Origin of the sequence: uncultured Zoogloea sp. (assembly GCF_937894855.1) — a bacterium.
GTDB classification, from domain to species: Bacteria; Pseudomonadota; Gammaproteobacteria; order Burkholderiales; family Rhodocyclaceae; genus Zoogloea; species Zoogloea oryzae.
In genome coordinates, this window is the sequence record NZ_CALAYQ010000057.1 from 1 (window position 1) to 15,272 (window position 15,272).

General features: G+C 64.7%; 11 protein-coding genes and 1 pseudogene. 8 read left to right on the forward strand and 4 right to left on the reverse strand.

Annotated features, from left to right (window positions below):
• Positions 1–112: 112 nt before the first annotated feature.
• The gene (locus tag Q0672_RS07630) at positions 113–241 is read right to left on the reverse strand and encodes a hypothetical protein (protein ID WP_255425179.1); all 129 of its coding nucleotides are present in this window, start codon (positions 239–241) and stop codon (positions 113–115) included.
• A 158-nt stretch (positions 242–399) separates the two neighbouring features.
• Here Q0672_RS07630 and Q0672_RS07635 point away from each other — a divergent pair, with 158 nt between their 5' ends.
• The 5 genes from Q0672_RS07635 to Q0672_RS07655 all read left to right on the forward strand — a co-directional run bounded on the left by Q0672_RS07635 (position 400) and on the right by Q0672_RS07655 (position 8,668).
• A complete protein-coding gene (locus Q0672_RS07635; RefSeq protein WP_298621338.1) occupies positions 400–3,789 on the forward strand; it encodes a CHASE domain-containing protein in 3,390 nt (1,129 codons plus the stop codon).
• A gap of 55 nt (positions 3,790–3,844) precedes the next feature.
• Positions 3,845–5,095, forward strand: coding sequence for an ATP-binding protein (locus Q0672_RS07640; protein ID WP_298621341.1), 1,251 nt, complete (start codon positions 3,845–3,847; stop codon positions 5,093–5,095).
• 133 nt (positions 5,096–5,228) lie between these two features.
• Positions 5,229–5,792: an alkyl hydroperoxide reductase subunit C gene (gene ahpC / locus Q0672_RS07645; protein WP_153160398.1), complete on the forward strand. Its 564-nt coding sequence runs from the start codon at positions 5,229–5,231 to the stop codon at positions 5,790–5,792.
• Between the two features lie 149 nt (positions 5,793–5,941).
• Positions 5,942–7,495 (forward strand): alkyl hydroperoxide reductase subunit F, encoded by a 1,554-nt coding sequence (gene ahpF / locus Q0672_RS07650; protein ID WP_298621346.1) that lies wholly within the window; start codon positions 5,942–5,944, stop codon positions 7,493–7,495.
• Between the two features lie 237 nt (positions 7,496–7,732).
• A complete protein-coding gene (locus Q0672_RS07655) occupies positions 7,733–8,668 on the forward strand; it encodes a hypothetical protein (RefSeq protein WP_298621349.1) in 936 nt (311 codons plus the stop codon).
• Positions 8,669–8,683: 15 nt separating this feature from the next.
• Here the strand turns inward: Q0672_RS07655 and Q0672_RS07660 are convergent, their stop codons facing one another.
• Together Q0672_RS07660 and Q0672_RS07665 are read right to left on the reverse strand one after the other, a co-directional pair.
• Positions 8,684–10,288: an NAD(P)/FAD-dependent oxidoreductase gene (locus tag Q0672_RS07660; protein ID WP_298621352.1), complete on the reverse strand. Its 1,605-nt coding sequence runs from the start codon at positions 10,286–10,288 to the stop codon at positions 8,684–8,686.
• 75 nt (positions 10,289–10,363) lie between these two features.
• Positions 10,364–10,687, reverse strand: a complete 324-nt coding sequence (locus tag Q0672_RS07665; protein WP_153160394.1) for a hypothetical protein — start codon at positions 10,685–10,687, stop codon at positions 10,364–10,366.
• A gap of 124 nt (positions 10,688–10,811) precedes the next feature.
• Between Q0672_RS07665 and nhaR the strand changes: the two genes are divergently transcribed.
• Positions 10,812–11,729, forward strand: a complete 918-nt coding sequence (gene nhaR / locus Q0672_RS07670) for a transcriptional activator NhaR (RefSeq protein WP_298621355.1) — start codon at positions 10,812–10,814, stop codon at positions 11,727–11,729.
• 203 nt (positions 11,730–11,932) lie between these two features.
• On the opposite strand, the gene Q0672_RS07675 is transcribed toward nhaR, so the two are convergent.
• Complete coding sequence (locus Q0672_RS07675; RefSeq protein ID WP_298621357.1) at positions 11,933–12,841, reverse strand: Tim44 domain-containing protein; 909 nt, start codon at positions 12,839–12,841, stop codon at positions 11,933–11,935.
• A 361-nt stretch (positions 12,842–13,202) separates the two neighbouring features.
• On the opposite strand from Q0672_RS07675, the gene ccoN reads away from it, so the two are divergent.
• On the forward strand, positions 13,203–14,624 hold the full coding sequence (ccoN, locus tag Q0672_RS07680; protein WP_298621360.1) for a cytochrome-c oxidase, cbb3-type subunit I: 1,422 nt from the start codon (positions 13,203–13,205) through the stop codon (positions 14,622–14,624).
• Between the two features lie 18 nt (positions 14,625–14,642).
• A pseudogene (gene ccoO, locus Q0672_RS07685) lies at positions 14,643–15,254 on the forward strand (cytochrome-c oxidase, cbb3-type subunit II); the annotation flags it as partial.
• Between the last annotated feature and the right edge of the window lie 18 nt (positions 15,255–15,272).

Genomic DNA, 15,272 nt, shown 5'->3' on the forward strand with positions numbered 1-15,272 from the left:
TCACCCAGGACGTGCGCGACTTCGCCGCCGCCCAGGGCATCGCCGAAGCCGAGGCGCTGGAGAAGGGTATGGAGACCAAGGCGGTGGAGTTTGTGAAGAAGGGCGCGGAAATCTACAGCCGGGTCTGACAGCCGTCGGGATTCATCCGCGCGTCCTCGAAATCCCCATCGGCGCGGGGCTGGTCGATGGTGGACTCAGGATTTACGGCTGGTGTGCCGTTGAACAGGGCTGGCTCCTGCATGCGCCGTCCTGCCTTCGGTGATGAAACGCCGGGGCGGGGCGGCCGTTTGTGTGACTTATTCCACAGGGCTGCCGTAAAGGTCATGCGAAACAAATCATCTATTTTGTTAAAAATTATTATAAAATAACAAAATCAATAAAATCGAGAGCGTTCGCCCCATGCGCGTTGCCGATGTCTTGCGCCGTACTGCCCTGATGGCCCTGGCCTATGTGGGGCTCGGAGGCTTCAGCCTGCTGCTTGCGGTCGCGCCCGGGTACGCCAGCCCGATGTTTCCGTCGGCGGGGCTGGCGCTGGCGGCAATGCTGCACCTGGGCCGGCCGGCGCTGGTGGCGGTGTGGTTCGGTTCGGCGCTGCTCAACCTGATCAATGCCTGGCTGAGCGGCAAGCCGGATTCGTTGTCCCTGTCCATCGCCGCGCTGATCGGTACCGGCGCGGCGATGCAGGCTGGCGCCGGTGCATGGCTGATCTCCCGCGTGATGGGCGAGCACTGGCGGGAGCTGGAGTCGGAACGGGATGTGGTGCGTTTCCTCCTCCTCGGGGGAGTGATCAGCACCCTGATCTCCTCGTCCCTGTGCGTGACAGGGCTTTACGGGCTGGGGGTGATCAACTACTCCGATTACCTGTTTGCGTGGTGGAACTGGTACGTGGGCGATTCGGTTGGCGTGATCGTCTTTGCGCCGCTGTTCCTGTGCTACTTCAACAGGCACGAAGGGCCGTGGCGGGATCGGCGTCGCCGGATCATCGGGCCGACCCTGCTCACCGGCGGCCTGGTGGCGCTGGCTTTCTACGGCGTTGCCCAGTGGGAGCGGCAGGCCCAGCAGAACCAGCTTCAGGCCGACGGTCAGGCGATCGCCAAACGCATCGCCGACCGGGTGGTCGCCCACCGGGAGGTGCTGGCCTCGCTGCGTAATTTCATCGAGGCGACGCCGGCCTTCACGTTCCGGCAGTTCGAACAGTTCACCCGGATCACCCTGGAGGGGCACCAGGACATCCACGCCCTGAGCTTCAACGATTTCGTCCCCCATGAGCATCGCGTGGCCTACGAGAAGGCGGTGGCGGGGCTGTCGATGAACAACGCGTTCCAGATCACCGAGAGGGATGAGGCCGGTACGCTGCGCCGTGCCGGGGACCGGCCGGACTACGTGGCCGTGCGCTACATCGTGCCGCTGGCCACCAACCGGCCCGCGCTGGGTTTTGACATCTACTCTGAGCCGACTCGCCGGGAAGCGATCAACCGGGCGCTGGCGTCTGGCGGAATGGCGGTGACGAAGCCGCTCAAGCTCGTCCAGGAACAGCAGCGGCGCACCGGCGTGCTCGAACTGCTGCCGGTGCGCAACGTGGAGAATCCGCTGGCGATCGGCGGTGTTGCCCGGCCGAGTGGGTTTGCGGTGGCGGTGATCAAGGCCGACGAGATGGTGGCCATCGCCACCCGCGACCACATCCCCGACGGGATCGCACTGCAGCTCACGGATGCGGGCATGCCGGCCGGGCAGGGCGTGCTGTTCAGTTCCGACCAGATCGTCGACGGCGAGGTGGTGCCCGAGCGGGCGAGCCGCTGGTCGGCGATGCTGCCGGTGGGCGATCGCAAGTGGCAGCTGTCGGTGTATCCGGGCCGGGGTTACTTCCAGCACAACCGGCCGCTCATGGTGTGGGCGATGGGGGTGGTGGGGCTCACCTTTGCCTTCCTGATGCAGGTGCTCATGCTGGGCATGACGGGCCGCTCGGCGCTCATCCAGCGCAAGAACGCGGCGCTCCAGGCCAGCGAGGACCGCTACCAGCGGCTGTTCAATGACAGTCCGCTGCCCATGTGGCAGATCGCCGCGGGCAGCCGGCGCTTCCTGATGGTGAACGACAAGGCGGTGGAGCACTACGGCTGGTCGAGGGAGGCTTTCCTCGCGATGACCCTGGACGACATCCTGGCCGATGGCGACGCTGTTTCGTGCCGCGAGCCAAAGGCCGGGCACGGAGCGGGCGACGACCTGCCCCGTTGCCGTCATCGCCGCAGGGATGGTTCGGAGATCGAGGTCATCGTCTCGGCCTCGATGGTGTCGTGGGGCGACGAGGACGCCTATGTGCAGGTGATCCAGGACATCACCCAGCAGATCCAGCTGATTGCGGCGCGGGAGACGGCCGAGCAGTCGAGCATGACCAAGAGCCGCTTCCTGGCCACCGTGAGCCATGAACTGCGCACCCCCATGAACGGCATTCTCGGCATGGCGCAGCTCTTGATGCGTCAGGGGGTGAGCGAGCCGGAAAGGCAGGATTACGCCCAGGTCATCATGAGCTCCGGGCATGTGCTGCTCGGCCTGCTCAACGACATCCTGGATTTCTCGAAGATCGAGGCGGGCAAGCTCAGGCTCAACCCGGCACGGCTCGAAGTGGCCGGCGTGCTCCAGGAGGTGATGAGCCTGTTCGCCGAGCCTGCCCGGCGCAAGGGGCTTGTGCTCAGCGTGCAGTGGGGCGGGCCTGAGGCCGGCGCCTACGTGGCCGATCGCCAGCGGCTGGTGCAGATGCTGGCCAATCTGGTGGGCAACGCCGTCAAGTTCACCGATGCTGGCAGCGTGCGTGTCGAGGCGTTTCAGGTGGAGGCGCACGGCGACGAGGCGACCCTCGAGTTCGCGGTGACCGACACCGGAATCGGGGTGCCGGAGGACAAGCAGCACCTGATGTTCCACCCCTTCTCCCAGGCCGACAGCTCGGCGACCCGCCAGCACGGCGGCACCGGGCTGGGGCTGTCCATCGTCAGCAGCCTTGCCGAACTGATGGGCGGTTCGGTGGGCCTGTCCAGCCGCGCCGGTGAAGGCGCGCGCTTCTGGTTCCGCATCCGCGCGGCGGTGGGCGACGCGCCCGCGGCGCCGGTCGTCCAGCCTGCGCCGGTGCAGCGGGCGCCGGTCAGCATGGGGGGGCAGGTGCTGCTGGTGGAAGACAACGCCACCAACCGCCGGGTGGTCCGCTCGCAGCTCGCCTCCCGCGGCGTCGGGGTGGTTACGGCGGCCAACGGCCAGGAATGCCTCGATCTGCTCGCCCAAGGTGCATCCCCCGATCTGGTGCTGATGGACGTACAGATGCCGGTGATGGATGGCCTGGCGACGACCGCCGAAATCCGCCGCCGCGAGGCCGGAACCGGCCGCCGCCTGCCGATCGTGGCGCTCACCGCCGACGCGTTTGCCGAGAGCCGGGCAGCCTGCATGGCCGCCGGGATGGACGATTTCGTCACCAAGCCGGTGATGCTGGAGGCGCTGGTGGGTGTGCTGCAGCGCTGGCTGCTGCCCGCCCCGGTCGAGTCCGGGCCCGCCGAACCCGACGAAACGCTGCGCACCCTGGATGGCGACCGACTGGGCGTGGTGGTGGACGAACTCGACCATCTGCTCCAGTCGAGCGATTTCGATGCCATCGAACGGTTTCGTGAACTGAAGACTTTGGTCGCCGGAACCGTTATGGAGTCAGATTTCGACGAGGTGGGCCGGCTGGTCGGTGAGCTTCGATTCTCGGCAGCCCGCGAGTGCCTGCGACAGGTGTTCGCCCGAACCTCGGGAGTGACGGAATGAGAACCAACGTACCGCCCGCGCTTCTTCGCGTACCGAACCAGGCCTGATCCGGACCATGAAAGTCATTCTGATCGTCGACGACAATTCCACCAACCTGCGTACGCTGGGTGAGATGCTGCGGCCTTTCTACCGGATCCGTCTCGCGGACAGCGGCGCGGAGGCGCTGCGGATTGTCGGCAGCCGGCCTCAGCCCGATCTGATCCTGCTCGACGTGATGATGCCCGGCATGGATGGCTACGAGGTGCTGCGCCAGCTCCAGGCCGACGAGGCGACCCGCTACATCCCGGTGATCTTCGTCACCGCGCTCCACGACGAGGACAGCGAGCTGCGCGGCTTCGAGCTGGGCGCGGCGGATTTCCTGCACAAGCCCGTGCGCTCGGCGATCGCCCTGTCGCGCATCCGCGCCCAGCTCGACGCCAAGGAGGTGCGCGACAGCCTGCGCGTCACCAACCGCACGATGGTCAGCCAGATGGAGGAGGGCGCCCGGCAGCTGGAGGTGGCCCAGATGCAGCTGCTGCAGTCCGAGAAGATGGCCTCCATCGGCCAGCTTTCGGCGGGCATCGCCCACGAGATCAACAACCCGATCGGCTTTGTGGCGTCCAACCTCAGCGCCCTGGCGCGCTATCTGCAGGATCTGCTCGCCGTTGCCACCCTGTGCGCCGAAAACCCGGGCGGGCGCGACGCCGAGGCCATCCTGGCCGACGTGCGGGCCCACCTGCGGCGCATCGATTTCGACTTTCTGCGGGAGGATGTCTCCGGCCTCGTCGCCGAGACCCGGGACGGGGTGGATCGGGTGCGCCAGATCGTGGCCGACCTGAAGGGCTTTTCCCACTCCGGCGATTCGGAATGGGTGTGGGCCGACATGCATGCGGGGCTGGACTCGACCCTCAACATCGCCCGCAACGAGTTCAAGTATCACTGCAAGCTGGTCAAGGAATACGGCGAGCTGCCGCACATCCGCTGCATCCCGTCCCAGCTCAACCAGGTGTTCATGAACCTGGTGGTCAACGCCGCCCAGGCCATCGAGGGCGAGGGGCAGATCACCGTGCGTACCGAATGCACCGGCGATAACAGCGTGCAGATCAGCGTGACGGACACCGGCTCGGGCATCGAGCCCGACAAGCTGTCGCAGATCTTCGAGCCCTTCTACACCACCAAGCCGGTGGGCAAGGGCACGGGCCTCGGCCTGTCGCTGTCGTGGGGGATCGTCGAGCGGCACGGGGGCTCGATCAAGGTGCTCAGCGAACCGGGCAAGGGCACCACCTTCAACGTGCGGCTGCCCATCGACGGCCCGACGGGGGGCTGAGGTGCTGCGGCTCCGTTGGTGTTGATGGATAGATAGTAACAATCGACTTGATTTCTACAATCAATTAGAACAATCGTTCGCGTATCTCTACCATTCGTCCTGTCCTCTTTTTGAACGCACAGGAGCTAACGAAATGGCAATCATCAACACCCAGATCAAACCCTTCAAGGCCGAGGCCTACCACAATGGCAAGTTCGTCACCGTCACCGACGAGACCGTGAAGGGCAAGTGGTCGATCTTCTTCTTCTACCCCGCCGACTTCACCTTCGTCTGCCCGACCGAGCTCGGCGACGTGGCCGATCTGTACCCGGAATTCCAGAAGCTCGGCGTGGAGGTGTACTCGGTTTCCACCGACACCCACTTCACCCACAAGGCCTGGCACGACGCGTCGGAGACGATCAAGAAGATCAACTACCCGATGATCGGCGACCCGACCCACGCCATCGCCAGGAACTTCGACGTGCTGATCGCCGACGCCGGCCTCGCGCTCCGCGGCACCTTCGTGGTCAATCCGGAAGGTGAGATCAAGGTCGCCGAGATCCACGACCTGGGCATCGGCCGCGACGCTTCCGAGCTGCTCCGCAAGGTGAAGGCTGCCCAGTACGTGGCGACCCACCCGGGCGAAGTCTGCCCCGCCAAGTGGAAGGAAGGCGAAGCCACCCTGGCGCCGTCCCTCGATCTGGTCGGCAAGATCTGATCGATCATCGCTGAAACCCCTCCCGCCGGGCGGAAGCCCGCCCCGGTGCGGATTCCAGCGTCAAGCATTGCCCCGCCGGGGTAGTGTTTGGCGATGGGATTCCCTGGAATCAACGAACACACCGAAAGCAACGCACGAAAGGACGCATCATGCTCGACGCCAACATCAAGACCCAACTCAAGGCCTACCTCGAAAAACTGCAGCGCCCGATCGAACTCGTCGCGTCGCTCGACGACAGCGCCAAGGCCCAGGAGCTGCGCGGCCTGCTCGTCGATATCGCCGAGCTCTCCAACCGGGTCACGCTGCGCGACGACGGCCAGCACGCCTTGCGCCCGTCCTTCGGCGTGGCCGAACCCGGCCAGGCGCCGCGCATTCACTTCGCCGGCATCCCGATGGGCCACGAGTTCACCTCGCTGATCCTCGCGCTGCTGCAGACTGGCGGCCATCCGCCCAAGGTGGAGCAGGCTGTGATCGACCAGATCAAGGCGCTGCCCGGCAAGTTCGAGTTCGAGACCTTCATCTCTCTGTCGTGCCACAACTGCCCGGACGTGGTGCAGGCCCTCAACCTGATGGCCGTGCTCAACCCCGGCGTCACCAGCACGATGATCGACGGCGCGCTGTTCCAGGATCTCGTCAATGAGCGCCAGATCATGGCCGTGCCCACGGTCTTCCTCAACGGCCAGAACTTCGGCCAGGGCCGGATGACCGTCGAGGAGATCCTCGCCAAGGTGGATACCGGCGCGTCCGCCCGGGCTGCCGAAGAACTCTCCGCCAAGGCAGCGTACGACGTGCTGGTGATCGGTGGTGGCCCGGCCGGCGCGGCGGCGGCGATCTACGCGGCCCGCAAGGGCATCCGCACCGGCGTGGTGGCCGAGCGCTTCGGCGGTCAGGTGATGGACACCCTCGGCATCGAGAACTTCATCTCGGTGAAGGAAACCGAAGGGCCCAAGCTCGCCGCCGCGCTGGAGCAGCACGTCAAACAGTACGACGTGGATCTGATGAACCTGCAGAAGGCGAAGAAGCTCGTTCCGGGCTCGCTTATCGAGATCGAACTGGAAAACGGCGCGACCCTCAGGAGCAAGTCGGTGATCCTCTCCACCGGCGCCCGCTGGCGCGAGATGAATGTGCCGGGCGAGAAGGAGTACAAGGCCAAGGGCGTGTGCTTCTGCCCCCACTGCGACGGCCCGCTCTTCAAGGGCAAGCGCGTGGCGGTGATCGGCGGCGGCAACTCGGGCGTCGAGGCGGCCATCGATCTCGCCGGCATCGTCTCCCACGTCACGCTGCTCGAGTTTGCTGACACCCTGCGCGCCGACGCGGTGCTCCAGACCAAGCTGAATAGCCTGCCCAACGTCACGGTGATCAAGTCCGCCCAGACCACCGAAGTGACCGGCGACGGTCAGAAGGTGAACGGCATCCGCTACAAGGATCGGGTGAGCGGCAGCGAGCACCTCGTCGAGCTCGAAGGCATCTTCGTGCAGATCGGCCTCCTGCCCAACACCGACTGGCTGAAGGGCGTGGTCGAGCTGTCGGACCGCGGCGAGATCATCGTCGATGCCAAGGGCCAGACCTCGGTGCCGGGCGTCTTCGCGGCGGGCGACTGCACCACCGTGCCCTACAAGCAGATCATCATCGCCATGGGCGAGGGCGCGAAGGCGTCGCTGGGTGCCTTCGATCACCTCATCCGGAGCTCCGTGCCGGCCTGATGATGAAGGCCTGAAAGTGACGGCCGGCGAGTCGCGATGCGGCTTGCCGGCCTGGTCACGATGTGGTGGTTGCGGTGGAGGAATCGGGCGTCAGCCAGCGGTTGTCACCGGGCTTGCGTCATATTTTGCGCGTTGTTGATCGGGGTACTTGCCGGCCGGGAAGGTGGCGAAGGATAATGTCATCCTTTGTTACATGTCGGATCGTCGCCTGTGCGCCGAAAGCAATCGAATCTCCGCGTGGTTCATGGCAATGCCGATCAGCTGGACGCCGAGGCTGAGGCGCTGCTGGCCGATATCGCTTCGTTCGACATCGAAGCGGCACGCCAGCGGGTGCAGGAAATCGACGCCCGGGCCAGCGGGTTGCGGGTGTCCACCACCCAGTTTCCGGAGGCGCTGCCGCAGGTGTGTTTCGAGGCCGAATCCACGCCTGCGCCGCGGCTTTCCGTCGAGGCGCCGTCCTGCAGTCAGCCGTTGCCGGCTGCGCCTGTCGAGGCGCCGCCCCCGGCGCATCGCCCTCTGGGCGGTGGGCTTCTCGAACAGCTCAAGGATGAAGTGGTCATCAGCCAGCGCCGGGCCGATGACCTGACGCGTCGCGTCGACGCCGCCCGGGACAGCCTGGATCGCCGTCTGCGCTCGATGTTCGACTACTTCCACGATCTGACAACGCAGCTCAATTACCTCAAGCCCCGCATCGGGCGAGACTATTACTTCCTGGGCGCCGACGACGCCTTCCGCGATCTCACCTGGCTCGAAGGCTTCGCCGATTTCCGCACCCAGTCAGAAAGCGATGGCGGCCGCATCGAGCGGGTCACCCTGGGCTTCACCCTGAAAGGCCCTGGCGAGCGGACGCTGGATCGCTCCGGCAGCGGCATCGAGCGGCTCCGGCAGGTGCTCTTCGATCTGGGGCTGCGTTTTGAATGCACCGAGCGCCGCAGCAGCCAGCGCGAACTCGAACACGCCAGCTTCCGCATCCCGGACGAGATCACGGTGCGGGTGGTGTGGCGGGCCGATTTCGAGCGTCAGCAGGTGGTGATGGAGTCGCGCAACCTCGAGCGCCTCGGCTTTGCCACCTGTGCCCTGCTGCCCGAATCCATCGGCCCGGCGATGCTCGACGAATTCGGCCGGCTGGTGCTCGGTCGCCCGAACACCTTCCGTAGTTTCGTCAACCGCTGATCCGCGGCTGGCCGCTCAGGCCGGCTTGAGCAGATCCTCGGCCACGGCTTCGGCAACCCGTATGCCGTCCACCCCCGCCGACAGAATCCCCCCCGCGTAGCCCGCGCCTTCGCCGGCCGGGTAAAGACCTTTCACGTTCAGGCTCTGCAGGTTTTCGCCGCGGGTGATGCGCAGCGGCGACGAGGTGCGCGTCTCGACGCCGGTGAGCACCGCGTCGTAGAGGTCGAAGCCGCGGATCTGGCGGTCGAAGGCCGGGATGGCCTCGCGGATCGCCTGGATCGCGTAGTCGGGCAGGGCGCTGGCGAGGTCGCCAAGATGCACGCCCGGCTTGTACGAGGGCTCGACGCTGCCCAGCTTGGTGGATGGCTTGCCCTGCAGGAAATCGCCGACAAGCTGGGCCGGCGCCTCGTAGGTGCCGCCGCCCAGTTCGAAGGCGCGGCTCTCCAGCTTGCGCTGGAATTCGATGCCGGCCAGCGGGCCGCCCGGGTAATCCTCGGGCGTGATCCCGACGACGATGCCCGCGTTGGCGTTGCGCTCGTTGCGGGAATACTGGCTCATCCCGTTGGTGACGACCCGGTTGGGCTCCGACGTGGCGGCCACCACCGTGCCGCCCGGGCACATGCAGAAGCTGTACACCGCCCGGCCGTTGGAGGCGTGGTGCACCAGTTTGTAGTCGGCTGCGCCGAGCAGCGGATGGCCGGCGTGGGGGCCGAGGCGGGCCTTGTCGATGAGCGACTGGGGGTGCTCGATCCGGAAGCCCACCGAGAAGGGCTTGGCTTCCATGAACACGCCCTTGTCGTGGAGCATCTCGAAGGTGTCCCGCGCCGAGTGGCCGAGGGCCAGCACCACGTGGTCGGCCAGGATCTCGTCGCCGGCGGCTGTCTTCACGCCTCGCACCTGACCGTCTTCGATGACGATGTCGGTCACGCGCTGCTGGAAGCGGATCTCGCCGCCCAGGGCGATGATCTCGGCACGCATGGTCTCGACCATGCCCACCAGCCGGAATGTGCCGATGTGGGGCTTCGCCACGTAGAGGATCTCGGGGGGCGCGCCGGCCTTCACGAATTCGGTGAGCACCTTGCGGCCCAGGTGGCGCGGGTCCTTGATCTGGCTGTAGAGCTTTCCGTCCGAGAAGGTGCCGGCGCCGCCTTCGCCAAACTGCACGTTGGATTCGGGGTTGAGGTTGTTCTTGCGCCACAGGCCCCAGGTGTCCTGGGTGCGCTCGCGCACGGCCTTGCCACGCTCCAGCACGATCGGCCGGAAACCCATCTGGGCCAGCACCAGCGCGGCGAAGATCCCGCACGGGCCAAACCCGATCACCACCGGGCGGTTGGCAAAGTTGGCCGGCGCATGGCCGACGAAATGGTATTCGGTGTCGGGCGACGGCTTGACATGGAGGTCGCCAGCGAACTTCTTCAGCAGCGCCGCTTCGTTCTGCACTTCGGCGTCGATGATGTAGATGAAGGACAGCGACTGGTTCTTGCGCGCATCGTAGCTGCGCTTGAACACCTTGAAGTCGAGGAGGTCGGCGGGCTTGATGCCAAGGCGCTGGACGATGGCGGCGGGCAGGGCCTCGGCCGCATGATCGAGGGGGAGCCGGAGTTCGGAGATTCTGAGCATGGAGACATGGCGGGCGTCGTGTCCCGCAGATGGCGTTCGGCCCGCGATTTTATCCGGAAATGCCGGCGTCTGGCGTCAGGCGGGCAGTGCGGTACGGCCTGCTTCGTGGGCGCCTGCCTGGCTGGCGATGGCCGACTGGACTCGGGCCGCAGCCCGCTCGATGACACGCCCCGCGTCCGGACCCAGTTCTTCGAACACGACGAAGCGTCCTTTCATCTGGATGACGACCCGGCACAGCTTGTCGGCGACGCCCAGTGGCTTGTGCATGCCGCTCAGGCGGATGGTGACGGACTGGACGGCATGGCCGACGCGGCCGAGGGCCGCGCCGATGCGCGCGGTGGCGATGCTCCGGAGCTTCTTGGCGCCGGGCAGGCCGATAGTCTTGATATGGATTTCCATGGGATGGCTCCGGTGATCTGGATCAGGATTTAACTCTAGGTTCGTCAAGGCGTAAAATAAAGTCGCAATATGAGAAGGAATGATTCGAGAATCCCGAATCGTTTGCGCCAGCACGGAGCCCGGCATGAATCTGAAACACTTGTTCTACTTCTGGAAGACCGCCCGCAGTGGCGGCGTCGTCAAGGCGGGCGAGGCCCTGCACATCACCCCGCAGACCATCAGCGGGCAGATCCGGCTGCTGGAGGAAAGCCTCGACACCCAGCTGTTCTCCCGCGATGGCCGCTCGCTGGAACTCACCCCGGCCGGGCGGCTGGCGATGGAGTACGCCGACGAGATGTTCACTTTGGGCGCAGAGCTCGAGCAGGCACTGCGCCACTACCCCAAGGGTCGGCCGGCGGAGTTCCGTGTCGGGGTGTCCGACGCGGTGCCCAAGTCACTGGCGTACCGGCTGTTGCGCCCGGCGGTGAATCCCGCCGATCCGGTGCGCATCATCTGCCGCGAGTGGCGTCTCGACCGCCTGCTGGCGGAGCTCGCCATTCACCGCCTGGATCTGGTGATCGCCGACTCGCCGATCCCGCCTTCCGTCGATGTGCGGGCCTACAACCACCGGCTTGGCGATTCCGGCCTGAGCTTTTTTGCTGCGCGCGCGCTGGTGGGCGATGCGTCGTGGACCTTTCCCGAATGCATCGCTGATCTGCCGGCCCTGCTGCCCGGCGACGATTCGGCCATCCGGCGGAAGCTGCTCGAATGGCTCGATCGCAAGCGCCTTCGTCCGCGCATCGTTGGCGAATTTGACGACACCGCGTTGATGACAGCCTTCGGGCGCGCCGGGGTGGGCGCGTTCGCGGTGCCAACGGCGATCGAACAGGAGACGCTTGCCGACGGCGATCTTGTGCTGCTAGGCCGGGCGTCAGAGGTTAGGGTGGAGTACTACGCGATTTCGGTCGAGCGACGCCTCACGCATCCCTGCGTGCTGGCCATCTCGGAGGCTGCGAAGACGGGTTTTGAATCGCTGGAAACCGGGATCATGGATCCGGAGTAGGGCGGGGCGATCGTCTCTCTACATATATATATGTAAGAGGGCCCCGCGTCGGGAGGTCGGTCAGGTGGGGCGGGCTCTTGGGAGAGGGCGGTGCGTACGGCGATCCACCAGGGCCGCGCCGCAACTTCTGAATTTGTAGCGAGCTTTAACGAGGCCGGATGCGCCCCCGCGCGGCGCTTTTGACGTCGGCGGGGGCGTGGCTCTTAGTGGGCTTGCTGGATGCCGGCAACAACCCAGCCAGCGTCGCCGGTAAGGGGCTTGGTGAGGTGCCAGATCTCGTCGATGGGTTCCGGCGCTGCGTTCGCTTCTTCGCGCAGCAGGCCAGTGAAGCGCACGCTGACGATGTAGCGGCCGGCTTCCTCGGTGACGTCGATCACCTCGGCGTTCAGCGAGACCACATCGGTCTTCTGCGGCGCACTGCCTTCCTCCATCCAGTTCATCTTGATCTCGGCGAACAGTTCCGGCGTGGTGTACTCGCGGACGTCCTCGAGATTGCGTGAATCGTTGGCAGCCTGCAGCCGGATGAAGTTGACCTTAGCGTTGCGGGCGAAGCCTTCGGCGTCGAAGTCGGCCGGCAGGGTGCTGGCAACGGCAGCGGCAGCGGCGCTACCACCGGCAACAGGCGCCGGCTGAACCGCTGCCTGCTCGGCGTTGTGGGCGGTGTATTGCATCCCGCCTGCACCTGCCAGTGCCGGCTGCTGAGGCTGGGCACGCTTGCGCATGAAGAACCCGATGAGCGCGATGACCGCAAACGCTATCAGGGCCATCGTCATCATGGACGCGAGTTCTTCACCAAAGCCGAAGTGCGAGGCAAGGGCCGCGAGACCGATGCCTGCGGCGAGCCCGGCGAGCGGGCCCATCCAGGAGCGCTTGGGCTGGGCCTGGGGGGCGGCAGGTGCGCCAGCCTGCTGGGAGCGGGCAGGGGCGGCAGCTGCGCCCGGTGCCTGGGCCGGCGTGGCGGGCGTCGCGTTGGTGGTGTGGGGTTGGTTCATTTCCTGGCGCTGCATACCAGAAGATTTTCCGCCGCCAAAACGTTTGGCTGCGTCTGCATCGCCGGAGATCAGGGTCAGACCCAGGGCCAGCGTGGCAGTCAGAAGGGCGAGGGATTTCATGGAAGCTCCTGTTGTGGGTGACTCCTCTTAAGCTTAGCGCGATCGCTAGATAAATAAAATCAACATTGTCAGCAAATATTGTTCGCAAAAAACTGATAGTCGGTTGTGGGGGGCAGCACGGCGCATCGTGATCCGTCAATGACGTGCATCCAGATTCTCCCCGAAACACCATTTTTCAGAGCGCTGAAATCAGGCGGAAAGCCTCACGCCACAAAGAGTTCCGCCGTGCCGCGCTGCAATGAAGTTGATCTGTGTCAAAATGTCGCCCTAATCGCGGGGTATCCTTCCGCGAAGCCTGCCGGTGCTCGGTCTTTCCGGTGGGTATGGGGGGTTTTGTTTTTTTTTTCTTGAGGTGACTCACATGCAATCGCAGACTTACAACTATAAAGTCGTGCGGCAGTTCGCCATCATGACGGTGGTTTGGGGCATCGTGGGCATGCTGGTCGGCGTTATCGCCGCAGCACAGCTCGTATGGCCTGAGTTGAACGTTGCCGAATGGCTGCACTTTGGACGGCTCCGCCCGCTCCACACCAACGCGGTTATCTTTGCGTTTGGTGGCTGTGCTCTCTTTGCGACTTCTTACTACTGCGTACAGCGTACTTGCCACACCCGGCTCTTCGCGCCTGGCCTTGCTGCCTTCACGTTCTGGGGCTGGCAGCTGGTTATTGTGCTCGCTGCCATTACCCTTCCGCTGGGTTTCACGTCCGGCAAGGAGTACGCCGAGCTAGAATGGCCGATCGACATCCTGATCACTGTGGTCTGGGTCTCCTACGCCATCGTCTTCTTCGGCACCATTGGTACCCGCAAGACCACCCACATCTATGTGGCCAACTGGTTCTACGGCGCCTTCATCCTCACCGTTGCCCTGCTGCACCTGGTTAACAGCGCGGAGATCCCGGTCTCCCTGACCAAGTCCTACTCCGCCTATGCCGGCGTTCAGGACGCGATGATCCAGTGGTGGTACGGTCACAACGCGGTGGGCTTCTTCCTGACCGCTGGCTTCCTCGGCATGATGTACTACTTCGTCCCGAAGCAGGCTGGTCGCCCGGTTTACTCCTATCGTCTGTCCGTGGTCCACTTCTGGGCGCTGATCTTCACGTACATGTGGGCGGGCCCGCACCACCTGCACTACACCGCGCTGCCTGACTGGACCCAGTCGATCGGCATGGTCTTCTCGCTCATCCTGCTGGCTCCCTCCTGGGGCGGCATGATCAACGGCATCATGACCCTGTCCGGCGCATGGCACAAACTGCGCACCGACCCGATCCTGAAGTTCCTGATCACCTCGCTGTCCTTCTACGGCATGTCGACCTTCGAAGGCCCGATGATGTCGATCAAGACCGTGAATGCGCTGTCCCACTACACCGACTGGACCGTTGGTCACGTCCACTCCGGTGCTCTGGGCTGGGTTGCGATGGTGTCCATCGGCGCCATGTACTACCTGATCCCGCGTATGTACGGCAAGACCGAGATGTATTCCACCAAGCTGATCACCACCCACTTCTGGATTGCGACCATCGGCATCGTGCTGTACATCGCCTCCATGTGGATTTCTGGCGTGATGCAAGGCCTGATGTGGCGTGCCACCAACCCGGACGGCACCCTGACCTATTCCTTCGTTGAGTCTGTCAAGGCCAGCTACCCGTTCTGGGCGATTCGCGTCCTCGGCGGCGTGCTGTTCCTGGGCGGCATGCTGATCATGTTCTACAACATGATCAAGACCATTGCCGGTCAAAAGGCTTACGACGCTCCGGTGCTGGCTCCTGCTGGCGCCCACGCCTGATCGGGAGGAAAAATAATCATGGCTCAATCGAATCACGACTTCATTGAACGCAAGGTTGGCTGGCTGATCGTCTTCACGCTTCTGACCGTGAGCGTCGGTGGTCTGGTGGAAATCGTCCCGCTGTTCCATCAAAAGTCCACCACCACGCCGGTGGAAGGCCTCAAGCCTTACGATCCCGTCCGCCTGGTCGGTCGCGACATCTACATCCGGGAAGGCTGCTACAACTGCCACTCCCAGATGATTCGCCCGTTCCGTGCCGAAACCGAGCGTTATGGTCATTACTCCGTTGCTGGTGAGTATGTCTATGATCACCCGTTCCAGTGGGGTTCCAAGCGGACTGGTCCTGACCTGCACCGCGTGGGTGGCCGTTACTCTGATCAGTGGCACCGTATCCACCTGATCAATCCTCGCGATGTGGTGCCGGAATCCAACATGCCTGCCTTCCCGTGGCTTGATCGTCCGGCCAAGATCGACGACATCGAAGCCAAGATGACCGCGCTGCGCAAGGTTGGCGTGCCTTACTCCGACGAGGAGATCCAGGGGGCTCGCAAGGCCCTGGAAGGCAAGACCGAACTGGAGGCCGTCATCGCTTACCTTCAGGGGCTCGGCACCGCGCTGAGTGCTGGCAAGGCTGCTCCGGCATCCGCG